Source organism: Pseudomonas sp. Leaf48, from assembly GCF_001421885.1.
Taxonomy (GTDB): domain Bacteria; phylum Pseudomonadota; class Gammaproteobacteria; order Pseudomonadales; family Pseudomonadaceae; genus Aquipseudomonas.
Genome location: NZ_LMLH01000004.1, coordinates 129,705 through 144,686 on the forward strand (window position 1 = coordinate 129,705; position 14,982 = coordinate 144,686).

Here is a 14,982-nt window from a genome sequence, read left to right on the forward strand (position 1 = left end):
GCCAAATTGCTGGCAGGCTTCAGACAGGCAGCCCTCCCGATAACTAAGACTAAAGTTCCATAGCAATCCTTTGTCAATATTACGTCATGAAAACAGACGACTGGTGATTTGCTCTCACAACTACCTGTTTTTAAAGGACATATAGGCAGTTGAGCGCAACTATAGAGCGAAATGTTATTTCAGACTGTTACGCCGCGACCTACGCTGCTCCATAAGGGAGCAACGCAGAGATTTCGGAAAGACTCGCCATCCATAGAGCGACCAGCCTGCGTGTCCAAAAGCTGTTTCAGGGACTACATTTGCTATTAGCTGTTGCGCCAGTTGGGCAACCGCTTTTCGAAGTGGGAGGATCAAAATGCCCAAGCAGTCGAGCATCCGTTCCGAACTGGCCGACGCTCTCTTTCGCATGCGCCGCAGTTTTTACTTACTGGCAGGGTTCAGCGGCGTCATAAACGTCATGATGTTGACGCCAGCCATTTATATGCTGCAGGTCTATGATCGAGCCTTGGTCAGTCGCAACGTCACGACGCTGACGATGCTGACCGTCCTGGTGGTAGGTCTGTTCTTGCTGATGTCCACCCTGGAAATGATCCGCACCCGCGTTGTGATCCGGGTCGGTAACTGCCTTGACATGGACCTCAACCGACGCATTTTCAACGCTGCGTTCGAGCGCAATTTGAGCCGCGCCGGGGGTAATCCGGCCCAGGCCCTGCAAGATCTCTCTCAGGTTCGTCAGTTCGTCACCGGCAATTCCCTGTTCGCTTTCTTTGATGCCCCGTGGACACCGATCTATCTGCTGGTCGCCTACTGGATCCACCCCATCCTCGGATTGATCACGCTGATCGGTTCGCTGATTCTGATGGGCCTGGCTTACCTCACTGAAAAAGCGACACAGAAACCCCTGGCCGAAGCGAATCAGGCGGCCATGTCCTCAGCCCAATACGCCAACAACAACCTGCGCAACGCCGAGGTCATTGAGGCGATGGGCATGCTGCCGTCGATCAGCAAGCGCTGGTTCCAAAGCCATTTGCGCATTCTGGAAATGCAGACCCTGGCCTCCGACCGCGCCGCCGTTATCAGTAGCACCGGTCGCTTCGTACGTATCACGTTGCAGTCGCTGATACTCGGCGCCGGCGCGCTGTTGGCGATCGAAGGCAAGATCACCCCCGGGATGATGATTGCTTGCTCGATCCTCACCGGCCGCGCACTGGGCCCGGTGGAACAGGTCATCGCCTCGTGGAAGCAACTGCTCGGCTGCCGTTCGGCCTGGGGTCGGCTCAACGAGATGCTGCACGACTATCCGCGTCGGCCACCGAGCATGTCACTGCAGCGGCCGCAGGGCATGTTGGCGGTGGAGAATGTGTATGCCGGTGCACCCGGTACCAACAACACCATTTTGCGCGGTGTGGGCTTCAGCCTTGTCCCCGGTGAAAGCCTTGGCATCATCGGTCCGTCTGCCTCAGGCAAATCCACCCTCGCCCGCCTGCTGGTTGGCGTCTGGCCGGCGCAGGCCGGCAAGGTGCGCCTGGATGGCGCGGACATATTCACCTGGAACAAGAGTGAACTTGGCCCCTCGCTCGGCTACCTGCCACAGGACGTGGAGCTGTTCGAAGGCAGCATTGCCGACAATATTGCGCGCTTTGGTGAAGTGGACAGCGAAGCCGTCATCCGCGCCGCCAAGATCACTGGAGTGCACGAGATGATCCTGCGTTTTGCGCAGGGTTACGACACCTGCCTGAGCAGCGATGGCAGCCCGCTTTCCGGTGGCCAGAAGCAACGCATCGCCTTGGCTCGCGCCTTGTATGGCGAACCCAGTCTGATCGTGCTGGATGAGCCGAACGCCAACCTCGACGACGTCGGCGAAAAGGCTTTGGTCGATGCGCTGGCCGAACTCAAGGGCCGTGGCGCCACCGTCGTTCTGATCTCCCACCGTCCCAACGTACTCTGCGCCGTCGATAAGGTGCTGATGCTGCGCGACGGTGGCGTGCAGATGCTTGGCACGCGCGATGAAGTATTCGCAGCGCTGCGCAAGGCCAGTGTCATGCCGGCAGGCGCGTCGACCCCGCTGGCCTCCGTCAAAGCACGGGAGTGACCGATCATGAACATGAGCCAACACACCGACATGATTCAAGCCGATCCCAGGAGCGTGGTAGATCTGGACGTCGGCAAACCCGCACGGTGGGGCATATGGCTGGTGATCGCCGGCTTCGGCGGCTTCCTCCTGTGGTCCTGGCTGGCGCCGCTGGATGCCGGCGTGGTAGCGACAGGCACAGTCAAAATCACCAGCAATCGCAAAACTGTGCAGCATCTGAGCGGCGGCACCGTGGAGGCCATTCTCGTTCGCGAAGGCGATTTAGTGAAAAAAGGCCAGGAGGTGGTTCGCCTCGACTCGTTGCGTGCCGTCGCCGAACAGGGGGCGATCAGCGCCCAGTACATTGTCAGCAAAACAGTGGAAAACCGCCTGGAAGCGGAACGCGACGGCCGCGCCGTGGTGAACTTCGATCCCGAATTAATCAAGCGTTTCAAGGATGACTACCGCCTGGTGGCCGCCATGGACCTGCAACAGCGCTTGCTCGACACCCGCCGCGCCGGTCTCGCCGGAGAAATCAGCATCCTGCAGGAAACCCTGGCAGCGTCGGCCGTGCAGCTCAAGGGCTTGCAGCAGGTCTATGGCGCCCGCGCTTCGCAGATAAACTTCCTCAACCAGGAACTGCAGGGCACCCGCGTGCTGTCGGCCGAAGGCTATGTACCGCGCAACCGCCTGCTCGAGCTGGAACGCAGCAACGCCGACCTCTCCGCCGGCCAGGCCGAGAACCTCAACAACATCGCTCGCGTGCGTAGCCAGACCACCGAAATCAAGCTGCGCATCCTGCAACGCCAGCACGATTACTTGAAGGAGGTCGAATCGCAACTGACCGAGACCGCCAAGGAAAACACCACTCTGGCTGACCGCTTGCGCGCACTCGATTATGAAGTGACCCACACGGTGATTCGGTCGCCTATCGATGGCATTGTCCAGGCACTGAGCATTGCCACCGTCGGCGGGGTCATTCAGCCCGGCTTCAAGATCATGGAAGTCGTTCCGGTCGACGAACCGCTGCAGGTCGACGCAATGATTCCCGTGCAGGCCATCGACAAGATGTTCCCGGGCCTTGCCGTGGACATTGCCTTCCCGGCCTTCAACCATGCCCAGACGCCAAACATCCCCGGCCGTGTGAAAACCATCTCCGCCGACCGCCTGATGGACGAGGAAAGCAAAGAACCGTTCTATCTGGCCCAAGTGGAAGTCACGCCCGAAGGCATGGACCTGCTTGGCAGCAACCACATTCGCCCCGGCATGCCCGCCACCGTCACCATCAAGACCGGCGAGCGCAACATGATGAGCTATCTTCTTAAACCAATGCTCGAACGTGTAGACAGCTCATTCAAGGAACAATGAAATGGACCGTCATTGCCTGCTCTACTGCCTGCTAGGGCTGGCCCTGCCGGCCAGTGCCATGGACCTCAAACAAGCTTGGGATCTGTTGCAGTACCAAGGCCCTATCTACCAGGCCGCCGTGCATGAAAAAGAAGCCGGCCAGGAAAACCGCGCCATTGGCAAGGCCGGCCTGCTACCGCAGATCAATGCCTCGGCCTACGACAACAAGGTCGATGGCACGCAACGCCAGAGCGGCATCGAGAGAGATCTGGACTACGACTCCAAGGGCGCCAACCTGCGCCTGCGCCAGCCACTATTCAACAAGCAGAAGATGGCCGAGTACCGTCAGGGTCAGCAGCGTGCCGACTATAGCAATGCGGTATTCGATGCCAAGAGCCAGGACGCTGCGGTGCGTCTGGCCGAAAGCTATTTCGATGTGCTCCTGGCCAGCGAAACCATCGTCCTGGCCAAGTCCAAATTGAGTGCCTTCGATGAGCAACTCGCCTCGGCGAAACGGCGCATGGAGCTGGGTGCCGGCACCGTCACCGACATCGACGAGTCGGCCGCTCGCCGCGACTTGGCCGAAGCCGAACTGATCGAAGCGCAAGACAACCTGGTCAACGCGCGTCGCAAGCTCGAGGAATATATTGGTGAAACCCCGGAATCGCTGACCACCTTGCGTCCGGACTTCGACACACCGCCGCTGATGCCGAGCAACCTGCAGGACTGGTTGGTCAAAGCCCAGGCAGATAGCCCGCTGATCCATGCGCGCCGTCATAGCCGCAACCTCGCCGAAGAAGAGGTGAATCGTGCCAGGGCCGGTCACTGGCCAACACTGGATTTTATCGCTGGCTACACGGCGGGTGACAGCCAATCACTCTCCGAATTGAATCAACGCAACCGCTACAGCTCGATCGGGTTGGAAGTCAATGTCCCGCTTTTCGCCGGTGGCGGCGTCAGCGCGTTGACACGTCAGGCCAGCGCCAATAGCGATAAGGCCCTGAACGAACTCGACGCCGCACGACAGGAAGTCATCACCGGAACCACTCGTGAGTATCAAGGCATACAGAGCGGAGCCAAACGTATTCGCGCATTGGAGAAGGCCGTAGCGTCCAACGAACGCTCACTGCTTTCGACACGCAAGGGCTTCAAGGAAGGCGGTACCAGCACCAACTCGGACGTGCTCAATGCCGAAGAGCTGCTCTTCGTTGCGCGCCACGACCTGTTCGATGCCAAGTTGCGTTATTTGATGTCGCGCCTGCGCCTGGCGTCTTCGGTGGGCAGCCTGGGTGACGACGATATCGACCAGATCAACAACTACCTCGGCCCGGAACTTCTGGTCACCAACTGATGTTCAGTTGCAAGCCGCTCGAGCCAGATGATGGTTGAACGGGTCGCAGAGGGGATGGCTGTACAGGAATGATATGGGAAAAGCATGACGAGGCGATGTTGTCGCCCCGTCATGTTGCGTTGAGCTAACGGTCTTGAATAACTTTCAAGGACCATGCAGCTCAACCACCTGTGGATAACTTATTCCACAGTCACCGACTTCGCCAGGTTGCGCGGCTGGTCTACGTCGGTGCCCTTGAGCACAGCGACGTAGTACGAAAGCAGCTGCAACGGGATGGTGTAGAGGATCGGCGACAGGATGTCGTGGATGTGCGGCATGTGGATAACATGCGTGCCTTCGCCGTTGGTCATGCCAGCCTGTTCGTCAGCAAAGACGATCAGCTCACCACCACGGGCGCGGACTTCCTGAAGGTTGGACTTCAGCTTCTCCAGCAGCTCGTTGTTCGGCGCTACGGTAACCACCGGCATGTCGTTATCCACAAGCGCCAGCGGGCCGTGTTTCAGCTCACCCGCCGGGTACGCTTCGGCGTGGATGTAGGAGATTTCCTTGAGCTTGAGTGCCCCTTCCATCGCCACCGGGAACTGCGCGCCACGACCGAGGAACAGGGTGTGGTTTTTCTCGGCGAACAGCTCGGCGATTTTTTCCACAGTGCTGTCCATGGCCAGCGCTTCGCCCAGGCGAGTCGGCAAGCGACGCAGCTCTTCGACCAGAGTAGCCTCGACGTCTTTGCCCAAGGTGCCACGAACCTGGCCCAGGGACAGCGTCAGCAGCAGCAAGCCGACCAACTGGGTAGTAAAGGCCTTGGTCGAGGCCACGCCGATTTCACGACCAGCCTGAGTCAACAGGGTCAGGTCGGACTCGCGCACCAGCGAGCTGATGCCGACGTTGCAGATCGCCAGGCTGGCGAGGAAACCCAGTTCCTTGGCATTGCGCAGGGCGGCCAGGGTGTCGGCGGTTTCGCCCGACTGAGAGATGGTCACGAACAGCGTATCAGGCTGGACCACGACTTTGCGGTAGCGGAACTCACTGGCGACTTCGACCTGGCAAGGAATGCCGGCCAGCTCTTCGAGCCAGTAACGGGCGACCATGCCGGCGTGATAGCTGGTACCACACGCCACGATCTGTACGTTGCGCACTTTCGCGAACAGCTCGGCAGCCTGCGGACCGAACGCCTGCACCAAAACCTGGTTCTGGCTCAAACGACCTTCCAGGGTGCGTTGCACCACGGCCGGTTGCTCGTGGATTTCCTTGAGCATGTAGTGGCGGAATTCGCCTTTGTCGGCGGCTTCGGCACCGTCGCTGTATTGCACCGTCTGGCGCTCGACCGCTTGGCCGTTCACATCCCAGATCTGCACGCTGTCACGACGGATTTCGGCGATGTCGCCTTCTTCCAGGTACATGAAGCGGTCGGTAACCTGACGCAGGGCCAACTGGTCGGATGCCAGGAAGTTTTCACCCAGGCCCAGGCCGATTACCAGTGGGCTGCCGCTACGGGCAGCGACGAGGCGGTCTGGTTGCTTGGCGCTGATAACGGACAGACCGTAAGCACCGTGCAGCTCCTTCACTGTTGCCTTGAGGGCAACGCTCAGGTCGTGCAGGTCCTTGAGTTTGTGGTTCAGCAGGTGAGCGATGACTTCGGTGTCGGTGTCAGAGGTGAACACATAGCCCAAAGCCTTGAGCTGCTCACGCAGGGCTTCGTGGTTTTCGATGATGCCGTTGTGCACCACCGCCAGATCACCGGAGAAATGCGGGTGCGCGTTGCGCTCGCACGGCGCGCCGTGGGTGGCCCAGCGTGTGTGGGCGATACCCAGGCGGCCAACCAGCGGCTCTTCGGCCAGTGCCTGTTCCAGTTCGCTGACCTTGCCCGGACGACGCAGGCGTTCGAGTTTTTCGTCATTGGTGTAGACCGCCACGCCCGCGCTGTCATACCCACGGTATTCCAGACGCTTCAAGCCTTCGACCAGGATGGCAGTGATATTACGTTCCGCAACTGCACCGACAATTCCGCACATGCTATTTCTCCTGACTGACTGCCGCGCAAATCAAAGTGATACCGCGGGCCTGAATCTGATCCCGTGCCTCCAGCGGCAGGCGATCATCGGTAATAAGGGTATGGACACTGCTCCAGGGCAGCTCCAGGTTAGGAATCTTGCGGCCGATTTTGTCGGCCTCCACCATTACAACGACTTCGCGGGCGACTTCGGCCATGACCCGGCTCAAGCCCAACAATTCATTGAAGGTGGTCGTACCGCGAACCAGATCGATGCCATCGGCTCCGATGAACAACTGATCGAAGTCGTAGGAACGCAGGACCTGCTCAGCTACCTGTCCCTGAAAGGACTCGGAATGCGGGTCCCATGTGCCGCCGGTCATCAATAGCACCGGTTCATGCTCGAGTTCGCTCAAGGCATTGGCGACATGCAGGGAGTTGGTCATCACCACCAGACCCGGCTGCTGGCCGAGTTGCGGAATCATCGCCGCCGTCGTGCTGCCACTGTCGATAATGATCCGGGCATGCTCGCGAATCCGTGTAACGGCGGCGCGGGCAATGGCTTGTTTGTACCTGGAAACCGGCTGACCGACGTCGGCCACCAGCTCTTGAGGCATGGTGACAGCGCCGCCGTAACGACGTAGCAGCAAACCGTGGCTTTCGAGTGCCGCCAGATCCTTGCGAATCGTAACTTCCGAGGTTTCGAAACGCTTGGCCAGCGCATCCACACTGACTTCGCCCTGCTCATTGAGCAAGGCGAGAATGTTGTGACGGCGTTGTGGCGTGTTGCGCTTCGACATGTTCGATTAAGTTTCGATTCGAAAGATAACGGAAGCAATCAAAACCTATCGGCGAAACTTCGTCAAGCGTGAGCCGATAAAAAGGAGCTGTGGATAACTGTAGGAGCCGGCTTGCTGGCGATTCTGGCGACACGGTGTATCTGATGCACCGAAATCGCCGGCAAGCCAGCTCCTACAGATTCTGTGGATAACTCAGACTTTCTTGATCTTAACCGGACGCTTCCAGCCATCGATGTTCTTCTGACGGCCACGCCCGATGGCCAACTGGGATTTATCCACAGTCGAAGTGATGGTCGAACCCGCCGCCGTGGTTGCACCGTCGAGGATATCCACAGGTGCCACCAACGAGTTGTTGGAGCCGATGAACACGTCTTCGCCCAGCACGGTTTTCCACTTGTTGGCACCGTCGTAATTGCAGGTGATGGTACCGGCGCCGATGTTGGTCCGCGCGCCGACCTCGGCGTCGCCCAAGTAAGTCAGGTGACCAGCCTTGGCGCCTTCACCCAGATGAGCATTCTTCAATTCAACGAAGTTACCCACATGGGCACGCGCTTCCAGCACGGAGCCTGGACGCAAGCGTGCAAAAGGACCGGCATCGCTACCTTCGCCCATAATCGCGCCTTCGATATGGCTGTTGGCCTTGATCTGTACGCCTTTGCGCAGGGTACTGTCCTTGATCACGCAGTTCGGACCAATCACCACATCGTCTTCGATGACGACTTTGCCTTCGAGGATCACGTTGATGTCGATCAGCACATCGCGGCCTACGGTCACTTCGCCGCGAACGTCGAAACGTGCCGGGTCGCGCAGCGTCACACCCTGGGCCATCAAGCGGCGACCGGCACGCAGTTGGTAGTGCCGCTCCAGTTCGGAAAGCTGCTTGCGGTCGTTGGCGCCCTGCACTTCCATGGCGTCGTGAGGTTGCTCAGTGGCAACGACCAGACCATCACTGACCGCCATGGCGATCACGTCGGTGAGGTAGTACTCGCCTTGAGCATTGTTATTGGACAGTCGGCTCATCCAGTCGCCGAGACGAGCGAAAGGCAATGCCAGGATGCCGGTATTGCCTTCAGTGATCTGGCGTTGGGCTTCATCGGCGTCTTTCTGCTCGACGATGGCGGTTACCTTGCCGGCGCCATCACGAACGATGCGACCGTACCCGGTCGGGTCATCCAGTTCGACAGTCAGTAGACCCAATTGCTGCGGACCGACCTGCTTGAGCAGACGTTGCAGGGTTTCGACTTCAATCAACGGCACGTCGCCGTATAAAACCAGCACCGTATCGGACTTGATGAACGGCACTGCCTGGGCAACCGCGTGGCCAGTACCCAGTTGTTTGTCCTGCAGGACGAAATTCAGGTCATCTGCCGCCAGGCGTTCACGCACGGCATCGGCGCCATGGCCAATCACAACGTGAATGCGTTGTGGATCAAGTTGACGGGCGCTGTGGATAACATGGCCAAGCATCGAGTTGCCGGCAATCGGATGCAGGACTTTCGGCAACGCCGAGCGCATACGCGTGCCTTGGCCAGCAGCGAGGATAACGATTTCAAGAGACATGACTGGCTACCAATCCTGGGTGGTCAGCGGCTGCGACCGGGTTTAAAAAACGGAAAAGAAAAAGGGTAGCCGAGGCTACCCTTTTTAATCAATCACACAACAAGCGCTGCCTTAATGGCCGAACTTCTTGCGGATCTGCTGGACGGTGCGCAGCTGAGCTGTCGCCTCGGCCAGACGTGCGGCAGCAGAACCGTAATCGAATTCCGCGCCACGTTCATGCAAGGCCTTCTCGGCAGCCTTAACGGCTTCCTGAGCGGAGGCTTCATCCAGGTCGGCAGCACGTTGCACGGTGTCGGCAAGAACCTTGACCATGTTCGGCTGAACCTCGAGGAAACCACCGGAGATGTAATACACCTCCTCTTCCCCGCCCTGCTTGACCAGGCGGATCGGCCCTGGCTTCAGATTAGTGATCAGCGGCGCGTGACCCAGAGCGATACCAAGATCACCCAGTGCACCGTGCGCAATCACCATCTCGACCAGACCGGAAAAGATTTCTCCTTCCGCGCTGACGATATCGCAATGGACTGTCATAGCCATCTGATTGCCTCAACCTAAATTAGCGCCCGTTGCCGGGCGCCGGGATTACAGTTTCTTGGCTTTCTCGATCGCTTCTTCGATGCCGCCAACCATGTAGAACGCTTGTTCTGGCAGGTGGTCGTAGTCACCGTTGAGGATGCCTTTGAAGCCAGCAATGGTGTCTTTCAGGGAAACGTATTTACCCGATGCACCGGTGAAGACTTCAGCCACGAAGAACGGCTGCGACAAGAAGCGCTGGATCTTACGAGCACGGTTTACCAACTGCTTGTCGGCTTCCGACAGCTCGTCCATACCCAGGATCGCAATGATGTCCTTCAGTTCTTTGTAACGCTGCAGAACGTACTGAACGCCGCGAGCGGTGTCGTAGTGGTCCTGGCCGATTACGTTCGGGTCCAGCTGGCGCGAAGTCGAGTCAAGTGGATCGACCGCTGGGTAGATACCCAGGGAAGCGATGTCACGGGACAGAACGACGGTGGCGTCCAAGTGGGCGAAGGTGGTCGCTGGCGACGGGTCGGTCAAGTCATCCGCAGGTACGTATACCGCTTGGATCGAAGTGATCGAACCTTCCTTGGTGGAAGTGATACGTTCTTGCAGAACGCCCATCTCTTCAGCCAGGGTCGGCTGGTAACCTACTGCCGAAGGCATACGGCCCAGCAGTGCGGATACTTCAGTACCGGCCAGGGTGTAACGATAGATGTTGTCGACGAACAGCAGAACGTCGTTACCTTCGTCACGGAACTTCTCGGCCATGGTCAGGCCGGTCAGTGCTACGCGCAGACGGTTACCCGGCGGCTCGTTCATCTGACCGTAAACCAGTGCCACTTTGTCCAGAACGTTGGAATCCTTCATCTCGTGGTAGAAGTCGTTACCCTCACGAGTACGCTCACCCACACCGGCGAACACGGAATAACCGCTGTGCTCGATGGCGATGTTACGGATCAGTTCCATCATGTTTACGGTTTTGCCTACACCGGCACCACCGAACAGACCGACTTTACCGCCTTTGGCAAACGGGCAAACCAGGTCGATAACCTTGATGCCGGTTTCCAGCAGGTCGTTGCCGCCTGCCTGTTCAGCGAACGAAGGCGCTGGACGGTGAATGCCCCAACGCTCGTCGGTGTCGATTGGACCTGCTTCGTCGATCGGGTTGCCGAGGACGTCCATGATACGGCCCAGGGTCGCTTTACCGACTGGAACGGAAATGGCTGCGCCAGAGTCGACTACGTCCAGACCGCGCTTCAAGCCTTCGGTGGAACCCATCGCAATGGTACGAACCACGCCGTCGCCCAGCTGCTGCTGAACTTCCAGGGTGGTCCCGGCCGCGCTCTGTACAGTCAGCGCGTTGTAGATGCTCGGTACGCTGTCGCGTGGAAATTCCACGTCGATAACGGCGCCGATGATTTGAACGATACGTCCGCTACTCATAGCTGGATCCTCTGAATATTTGAACCGTTAAACCGCGGCAGCGCCGCCGACGATTTCCGAGATCTCTTGGGTGATCGCAGCCTGACGCGCCTTGTTGTAGACCAGCTGCAAATCGCTGATCAAATCACCGGCGTTGTCGGTAGCGTTCTTCATCGCGATCATCCGCGCAGCTTGTTCAGCCGCGTTGTTCTCGACCACCGCCTGGTAGACCTGCGACTCAACGTAGCGGACCATCAAGCCGTCAAGCAGCTCTTTGGCATCCGGTTCGTAGAGATAGTCCCAGTGGTGCTTGAGGTCTTGATCCGGGGTTGCCACCAGTGGAATCAATTGCTCCACGGTAGGCTGTTGCGTCATGGTGTTGATGAACTTGTTGGACACCACGGACAGGCGGTCAATACGGCCGTCCAGATAGGCATCCAGCATCACCTTGACGCTGCCGATCAGATCATTGATCGACGGCTCTTCACCCAGGTGGCTGATAGCTGCAACGACGTTACCGCCGAAGTTGCGGAAAAAGGCCGCACCCTTGCTACCAACGACACACAGATCAATCTCGACGCCGTTTTCGCGGTTTACCGCCATGTCCTTGACCAGGGCCTTGAACAGGTTGGTGTTCAAGCCACCGCACAGACCACGGTCACTGCTCACTACGACATAACCTACACGCTTGATTTCGCGGTCGATCATGAACGGGTGGCGGTATTCCGGGTTGGCGTTGGCCAGATGCCCAATAACCTGGCGGATGCGCTCCGCATAAGGACGGCTAGCAGCCATGCGCATTTGTGCCTTGCGCATTTTGCTGACCGCCACTTTTTCCATGGCGCTGGTAATCTTTTGCGTGCTTTTGATGCTCGCAATCTTACTGCGAATCTCTTTTGCGCCTGCCATGTAACACCTATCAGGTTAGCAAGCGGGAGCCTTGCGGCTCCCGCTGCGGCTTACCAGGTTTGGGTGGCCTTGAACTTCTCGATACCGGCTTTCATGCCAGCGTCGATTTCGTCATTGAAGTCACCTTTCACGTTGATCTTCGCCATCAAATCGGCGTGATCGCGGTTGAAGAAAGCAATCAGCGCTTGCTCGAAGCTGCCGATCTTGGCGATTTCAACGTCAGTCAGGAACCCACGCTCAGCGGCATACAGCGACAGCGCCATGTCAGCGATCGACATTGGTGCGTATTGCTTCTGCTTCATCAGCTCGGTAACGCGCTGACCATGCTCAAGTTGCTTACGGGTCGCTTCGTCCAGGTCAGAAGCGAACTGGGCGAATGCCGCCAGTTCACGGTACTGAGCCAGAGCGGTACGGATACCACCGGAGAGCTTCTTGATGATCTTGGTCTGAGCGGCACCACCCACACGGGATACCGAAACACCGGCGTTCACTGCAGGACGGATGCCCGAGTTGAACATGGCCGATTCCAGGAAGATCTGACCGTCGGTGATGGAAATCACGTTGGTCGGAACGAACGCGGAAACGTCGCCAGCCTGGGTTTCGATGATCGGCAATGCGGTCAGGGAGCCGGTTTTGCCGGTCACTGCGCCGTTGGTGAACTTCTCTACGTACTCTTCCGAAACGCGGGATGCGCGCTCCAGCAGACGGGAGTGGAGATAGAACACGTCGCCTGGGTAAGCTTCACGGCCTGGTGGACGGCGCAGCAGCAGGGAAATCTGGCGGTAAGCCACTGCTTGCTTGGACAGATCGTCATAAACGATCAGCGCGTCTTCACCGCGGTCGCGGAAGAATTCGCCCATGGTGCAACCGGAGTACGGTGCCAGGAATTGCAGCGCAGGAGATTCCGAAGCACTGGCAGCCACGATGATCGTGTTGGCCAGGGCGCCGTTTTCTTCCAGCTTGCGAACCACGTTGGCGATGGTCGATTGTTTCTGACCGATCGCTACGTATACGCAGAAAATGCCGCTGTTCTTCTGGTTGATGATCGCGTCGATCGCCAGAGCGGTTTTACCGATCTGACGGTCACCGATGATCAGCTCACGCTGGCCACGGCCGACAGGGATCATGGCATCGACAGCCTTGTAGCCAGTCTGTACAGGCTGGTCTACCGACTTACGCCAGATCACGCCTGGAGCAACTTTCTCGACCGCGTCGGTCTCGGTGTTGCCCAGTGGACCTTTGCCATCAACTGGGTTACCCAGTGCGTCGACAACGCGACCCAGCAGTTCCTTACCAACCGGAACTTCCAGGATGCGGCCAGTGCACTTGGCGCTCATGCCTTCAGCCAGAGACTGGTATGCGCCCAATACAACGGCACCTACGGAGTCTTGCTCCAGGTTGAGGGCCATACCGAAGACGCCGCCCGGAAACTCGATCATCTCGCCGTACATTACGTCGGCCAGACCGTGAATCCGCACGATACCGTCAGATACGCTGACGACAGTGCCTTCGTTACGGGCTTGGGAGGTCACATCGAGCTTGTCGATGCGGCCCTTGATAATTTCACTTATTTCGGAAGGATTGAGTTGCTGCATTGCTCTGCTGCCCCTTCAAACTCAAGATTTCAATGCTTCGGCAAGTTTCGCGATTTTGCCGCGAATCGAGCCATCGATAACCAGGTCGCCGGCGCGGATGACAACGCCCCCAATAAGGGATTTGTCTTCCTCGACTTGCAGGCGCACTTCCCGGTTGAGTCGTGCACTGAGAACCTTGGCGAGTTTGTCTTGCTGTTCTTGGTTCAATGCAAAAGCACTGGTCACTTCTACGTCTACCGATTTCTCTTGTTCGGCCTTGTACAGGTCAAACAGAGCGGCGATCTCCGGCAACAGCAGGAGACGTTCGTTTTCGGCAACGACGTTGATGAAGTTCTGTGCCTTGGCATCAAACTTGTCGCCGCACACGTCAATGAACGTGGCGGCCTTTTCTGCGCTCGTCAGTCGCGGGGCCTTGAGCACGCGCTGCATGGTGTCGTCTTGCGACACCGCTGCTGCCAGGCCGAGCATGGCTGACCAATTGGCCAGTTGCTGGTGGGCCTGAGCGTGCTCGAAGGCCGCCTTAGCGTAAGGTCGGGCCAACGTGGTCAGTTCTGCCATGATCGCCCTCGCTTAGATTTCAGCAGCCAGTTGGTTAACCAGCTCTGCGTGCGCGTTTTGATCGATTGTGGCACCCAGGATCTTCGCAGCACCGCCAACGGCCAGGCTACCCACTTGGGCGCGCAGCGCGTCTTTGACGCTGTTCAGTTCCTGTTCGATCTCGGCCTGAGCCTGAACCTTCACACGGTCAGCGTCGATACGGGCTTTTTCAACAGCCTCTTCAACAATCTGATTACCGCGTTTCTTGGCTTGCTCGATGATTTCAGCTGCCTGAGCTTTCGCTTCGCGCAGTTGCTGACCCGCTTTCTCTTGGGCCAACTCCAGGTCGCGAGCTGCTCGGCTGGCAGCGTCCAGACCATCAGCGATCTTCTTTTGACGTTCGTGCAGAGCCGCGATGACCGGAGGCCATACGAACTTCATGCAGAACAGTACAAAAATCAGGAACGCAACGGACTGGCCAATCAGGGTCGCATTAATGTTCACGCCAACACCTCGCAGTTACGTTGTCCATCACACCAAATTACCCGGAAGATCCGAGTAATCAGCCAGCGATCTGACCAACGAACGGGTTCGCAAAGGTGAAGAACAGAGCGATACCAACACCGATCATGGTTACGGCGTCGAGCAGACCGGCAACGATGAACATTTTAACTTGCAGCATTGGAACCATTTCTGGCTGACGCGCTGCGCCTTCCAGGAACTTGCCGCCCAGCAGGCCGAAACCAATTGCGGTACCCAGTGCGCCCAGGCCGATCAACAGTGCAACAGCGATAGCGGTTAGACCAACTACAGTTTCCATCTTTCCTCCCGACTTTTACGTCGTATGGTTTAGGTTTTTTAGATTAAAGCGGTAAAACAAA

Annotated in this window: 13 protein-coding genes; 3 read left to right on the forward strand and 10 right to left on the reverse strand. The window is 58.1% G+C overall.

What is annotated here, in order from left to right:
* The first annotated feature begins 355 nt into the window (after positions 1 to 355).
* Genes ASE98_RS05025 through ASE98_RS05035 form a run of 3 tightly spaced genes read left to right on the forward strand, consistent with a single transcriptional unit; the run spans position 356 to position 4,769 of the window.
* On the forward strand, positions 356 to 2,092 hold the full coding sequence (locus tag ASE98_RS05025; RefSeq protein ID WP_060540268.1) for a type I secretion system permease/ATPase: 1,737 nt from the start codon (positions 356 to 358) through the stop codon (positions 2,090 to 2,092).
* 6 nt (positions 2,093 to 2,098) lie between these two features.
* Positions 2,099 to 3,439, forward strand: coding sequence for an HlyD family type I secretion periplasmic adaptor subunit (locus tag ASE98_RS05030; protein WP_060540269.1), 1,341 nt, complete (start codon positions 2,099 to 2,101; stop codon positions 3,437 to 3,439).
* A gap of 1 nt (position 3,440) precedes the next feature.
* Positions 3,441 to 4,769: a TolC family outer membrane protein gene (locus ASE98_RS05035; protein WP_060540270.1), complete on the forward strand. Its 1,329-nt coding sequence runs from the start codon at positions 3,441 to 3,443 to the stop codon at positions 4,767 to 4,769.
* A 179-nt stretch (positions 4,770 to 4,948) separates the two neighbouring features.
* Here ASE98_RS05035 and glmS read toward each other — a convergent pair whose 3' ends face one another.
* The 10 genes from glmS to atpE all read right to left on the reverse strand — a co-directional run bounded on the left by glmS (position 4,949) and on the right by atpE (position 14,921).
* Positions 4,949 to 6,781: a glutamine--fructose-6-phosphate transaminase (isomerizing) gene (gene glmS / locus ASE98_RS05040; RefSeq protein WP_060540271.1), complete on the reverse strand. Its 1,833-nt coding sequence runs from the start codon at positions 6,779 to 6,781 to the stop codon at positions 4,949 to 4,951.
* A 1-nt stretch (position 6,782) separates the two neighbouring features.
* Entirely contained in the window at positions 6,783 to 7,559 is a 777-nt protein-coding gene (locus ASE98_RS05045) for a DeoR/GlpR family DNA-binding transcription regulator (protein ID WP_060540272.1), read from the reverse strand.
* A gap of 192 nt (positions 7,560 to 7,751) precedes the next feature.
* The gene (glmU, locus tag ASE98_RS05050) at positions 7,752 to 9,119 is read right to left on the reverse strand and encodes a bifunctional UDP-N-acetylglucosamine diphosphorylase/glucosamine-1-phosphate N-acetyltransferase GlmU (protein ID WP_060540273.1); all 1,368 of its coding nucleotides are present in this window, start codon (positions 9,117 to 9,119) and stop codon (positions 7,752 to 7,754) included.
* 111 nt (positions 9,120 to 9,230) lie between these two features.
* A complete protein-coding gene (locus ASE98_RS05055; protein WP_028620319.1) occupies positions 9,231 to 9,656 on the reverse strand; it encodes a F0F1 ATP synthase subunit epsilon in 426 nt (141 codons plus the stop codon).
* A 45-nt stretch (positions 9,657 to 9,701) separates the two neighbouring features.
* Complete coding sequence (gene atpD, locus ASE98_RS05060) at positions 9,702 to 11,081, reverse strand: F0F1 ATP synthase subunit beta (RefSeq protein ID WP_060540274.1); 1,380 nt, start codon at positions 11,079 to 11,081, stop codon at positions 9,702 to 9,704.
* 27 nt (positions 11,082 to 11,108) lie between these two features.
* Positions 11,109 to 11,969, reverse strand: a complete 861-nt coding sequence (gene atpG, locus ASE98_RS05065) for a F0F1 ATP synthase subunit gamma (protein WP_008045673.1) — start codon at positions 11,967 to 11,969, stop codon at positions 11,109 to 11,111.
* A gap of 50 nt (positions 11,970 to 12,019) precedes the next feature.
* Positions 12,020 to 13,564 (reverse strand): F0F1 ATP synthase subunit alpha, encoded by a 1,545-nt coding sequence (gene atpA / locus ASE98_RS05070; protein ID WP_030132553.1) that lies wholly within the window; start codon positions 13,562 to 13,564, stop codon positions 12,020 to 12,022.
* A gap of 21 nt (positions 13,565 to 13,585) precedes the next feature.
* Positions 13,586 to 14,122: a F0F1 ATP synthase subunit delta gene (locus tag ASE98_RS05075; protein ID WP_060540275.1), complete on the reverse strand. Its 537-nt coding sequence runs from the start codon at positions 14,120 to 14,122 to the stop codon at positions 13,586 to 13,588.
* A gap of 12 nt (positions 14,123 to 14,134) precedes the next feature.
* Positions 14,135 to 14,605: a F0F1 ATP synthase subunit B gene (locus tag ASE98_RS05080; RefSeq protein WP_060540276.1), complete on the reverse strand. Its 471-nt coding sequence runs from the start codon at positions 14,603 to 14,605 to the stop codon at positions 14,135 to 14,137.
* Positions 14,606 to 14,663: 58 nt separating this feature from the next.
* Complete coding sequence (gene atpE / locus ASE98_RS05085; RefSeq protein WP_003097235.1) at positions 14,664 to 14,921, reverse strand: F0F1 ATP synthase subunit C; 258 nt, start codon at positions 14,919 to 14,921, stop codon at positions 14,664 to 14,666.
* Between the last annotated feature and the right edge of the window lie 61 nt (positions 14,922 to 14,982).

Coding starts and splice junctions, on each gene's coding strand:
- ASE98_RS05025 (WP_060540268.1), top strand. CDS start 356: ATGCCCAAGCAGTCGAGCATCCGTTCCGAACTGGCCGACGCTCTCTTT.
- ASE98_RS05075 (WP_060540275.1), bottom strand. CDS start 14,122: ATGGCAGAACTGACCACGTTGGCCCGACCTTACGCTAAGGCGGCCTTC.
- ASE98_RS05030 (WP_060540269.1), top strand. CDS start 2,099: ATGAACATGAGCCAACACACCGACATGATTCAAGCCGATCCCAGGAGC.
- glmS (WP_060540271.1), bottom strand. CDS start 6,781: ATGTGCGGAATTGTCGGTGCAGTTGCGGAACGTAATATCACTGCCATC.
- glmU (WP_060540273.1), bottom strand. CDS start 9,119: ATGTCTCTTGAAATCGTTATCCTCGCTGCTGGCCAAGGCACGCGTATG.
- atpA (WP_030132553.1), bottom strand. CDS start 13,564: ATGCAGCAACTCAATCCTTCCGAAATAAGTGAAATTATCAAGGGCCGC.
- ASE98_RS05055 (WP_028620319.1), bottom strand. CDS start 9,656: ATGGCTATGACAGTCCATTGCGATATCGTCAGCGCGGAAGGAGAAATC.
- ASE98_RS05045 (WP_060540272.1), bottom strand. CDS start 7,559: ATGTCGAAGCGCAACACGCCACAACGCCGTCACAACATTCTCGCCTTG.
- atpD (WP_060540274.1), bottom strand. CDS start 11,081: ATGAGTAGCGGACGTATCGTTCAAATCATCGGCGCCGTTATCGACGTG.
- ASE98_RS05035 (WP_060540270.1), top strand. CDS start 3,441: ATGGACCGTCATTGCCTGCTCTACTGCCTGCTAGGGCTGGCCCTGCCG.
- atpG (WP_008045673.1), bottom strand. CDS start 11,969: ATGGCAGGCGCAAAAGAGATTCGCAGTAAGATTGCGAGCATCAAAAGC.
- atpE (WP_003097235.1), bottom strand. CDS start 14,921: ATGGAAACTGTAGTTGGTCTAACCGCTATCGCTGTTGCACTGTTGATC.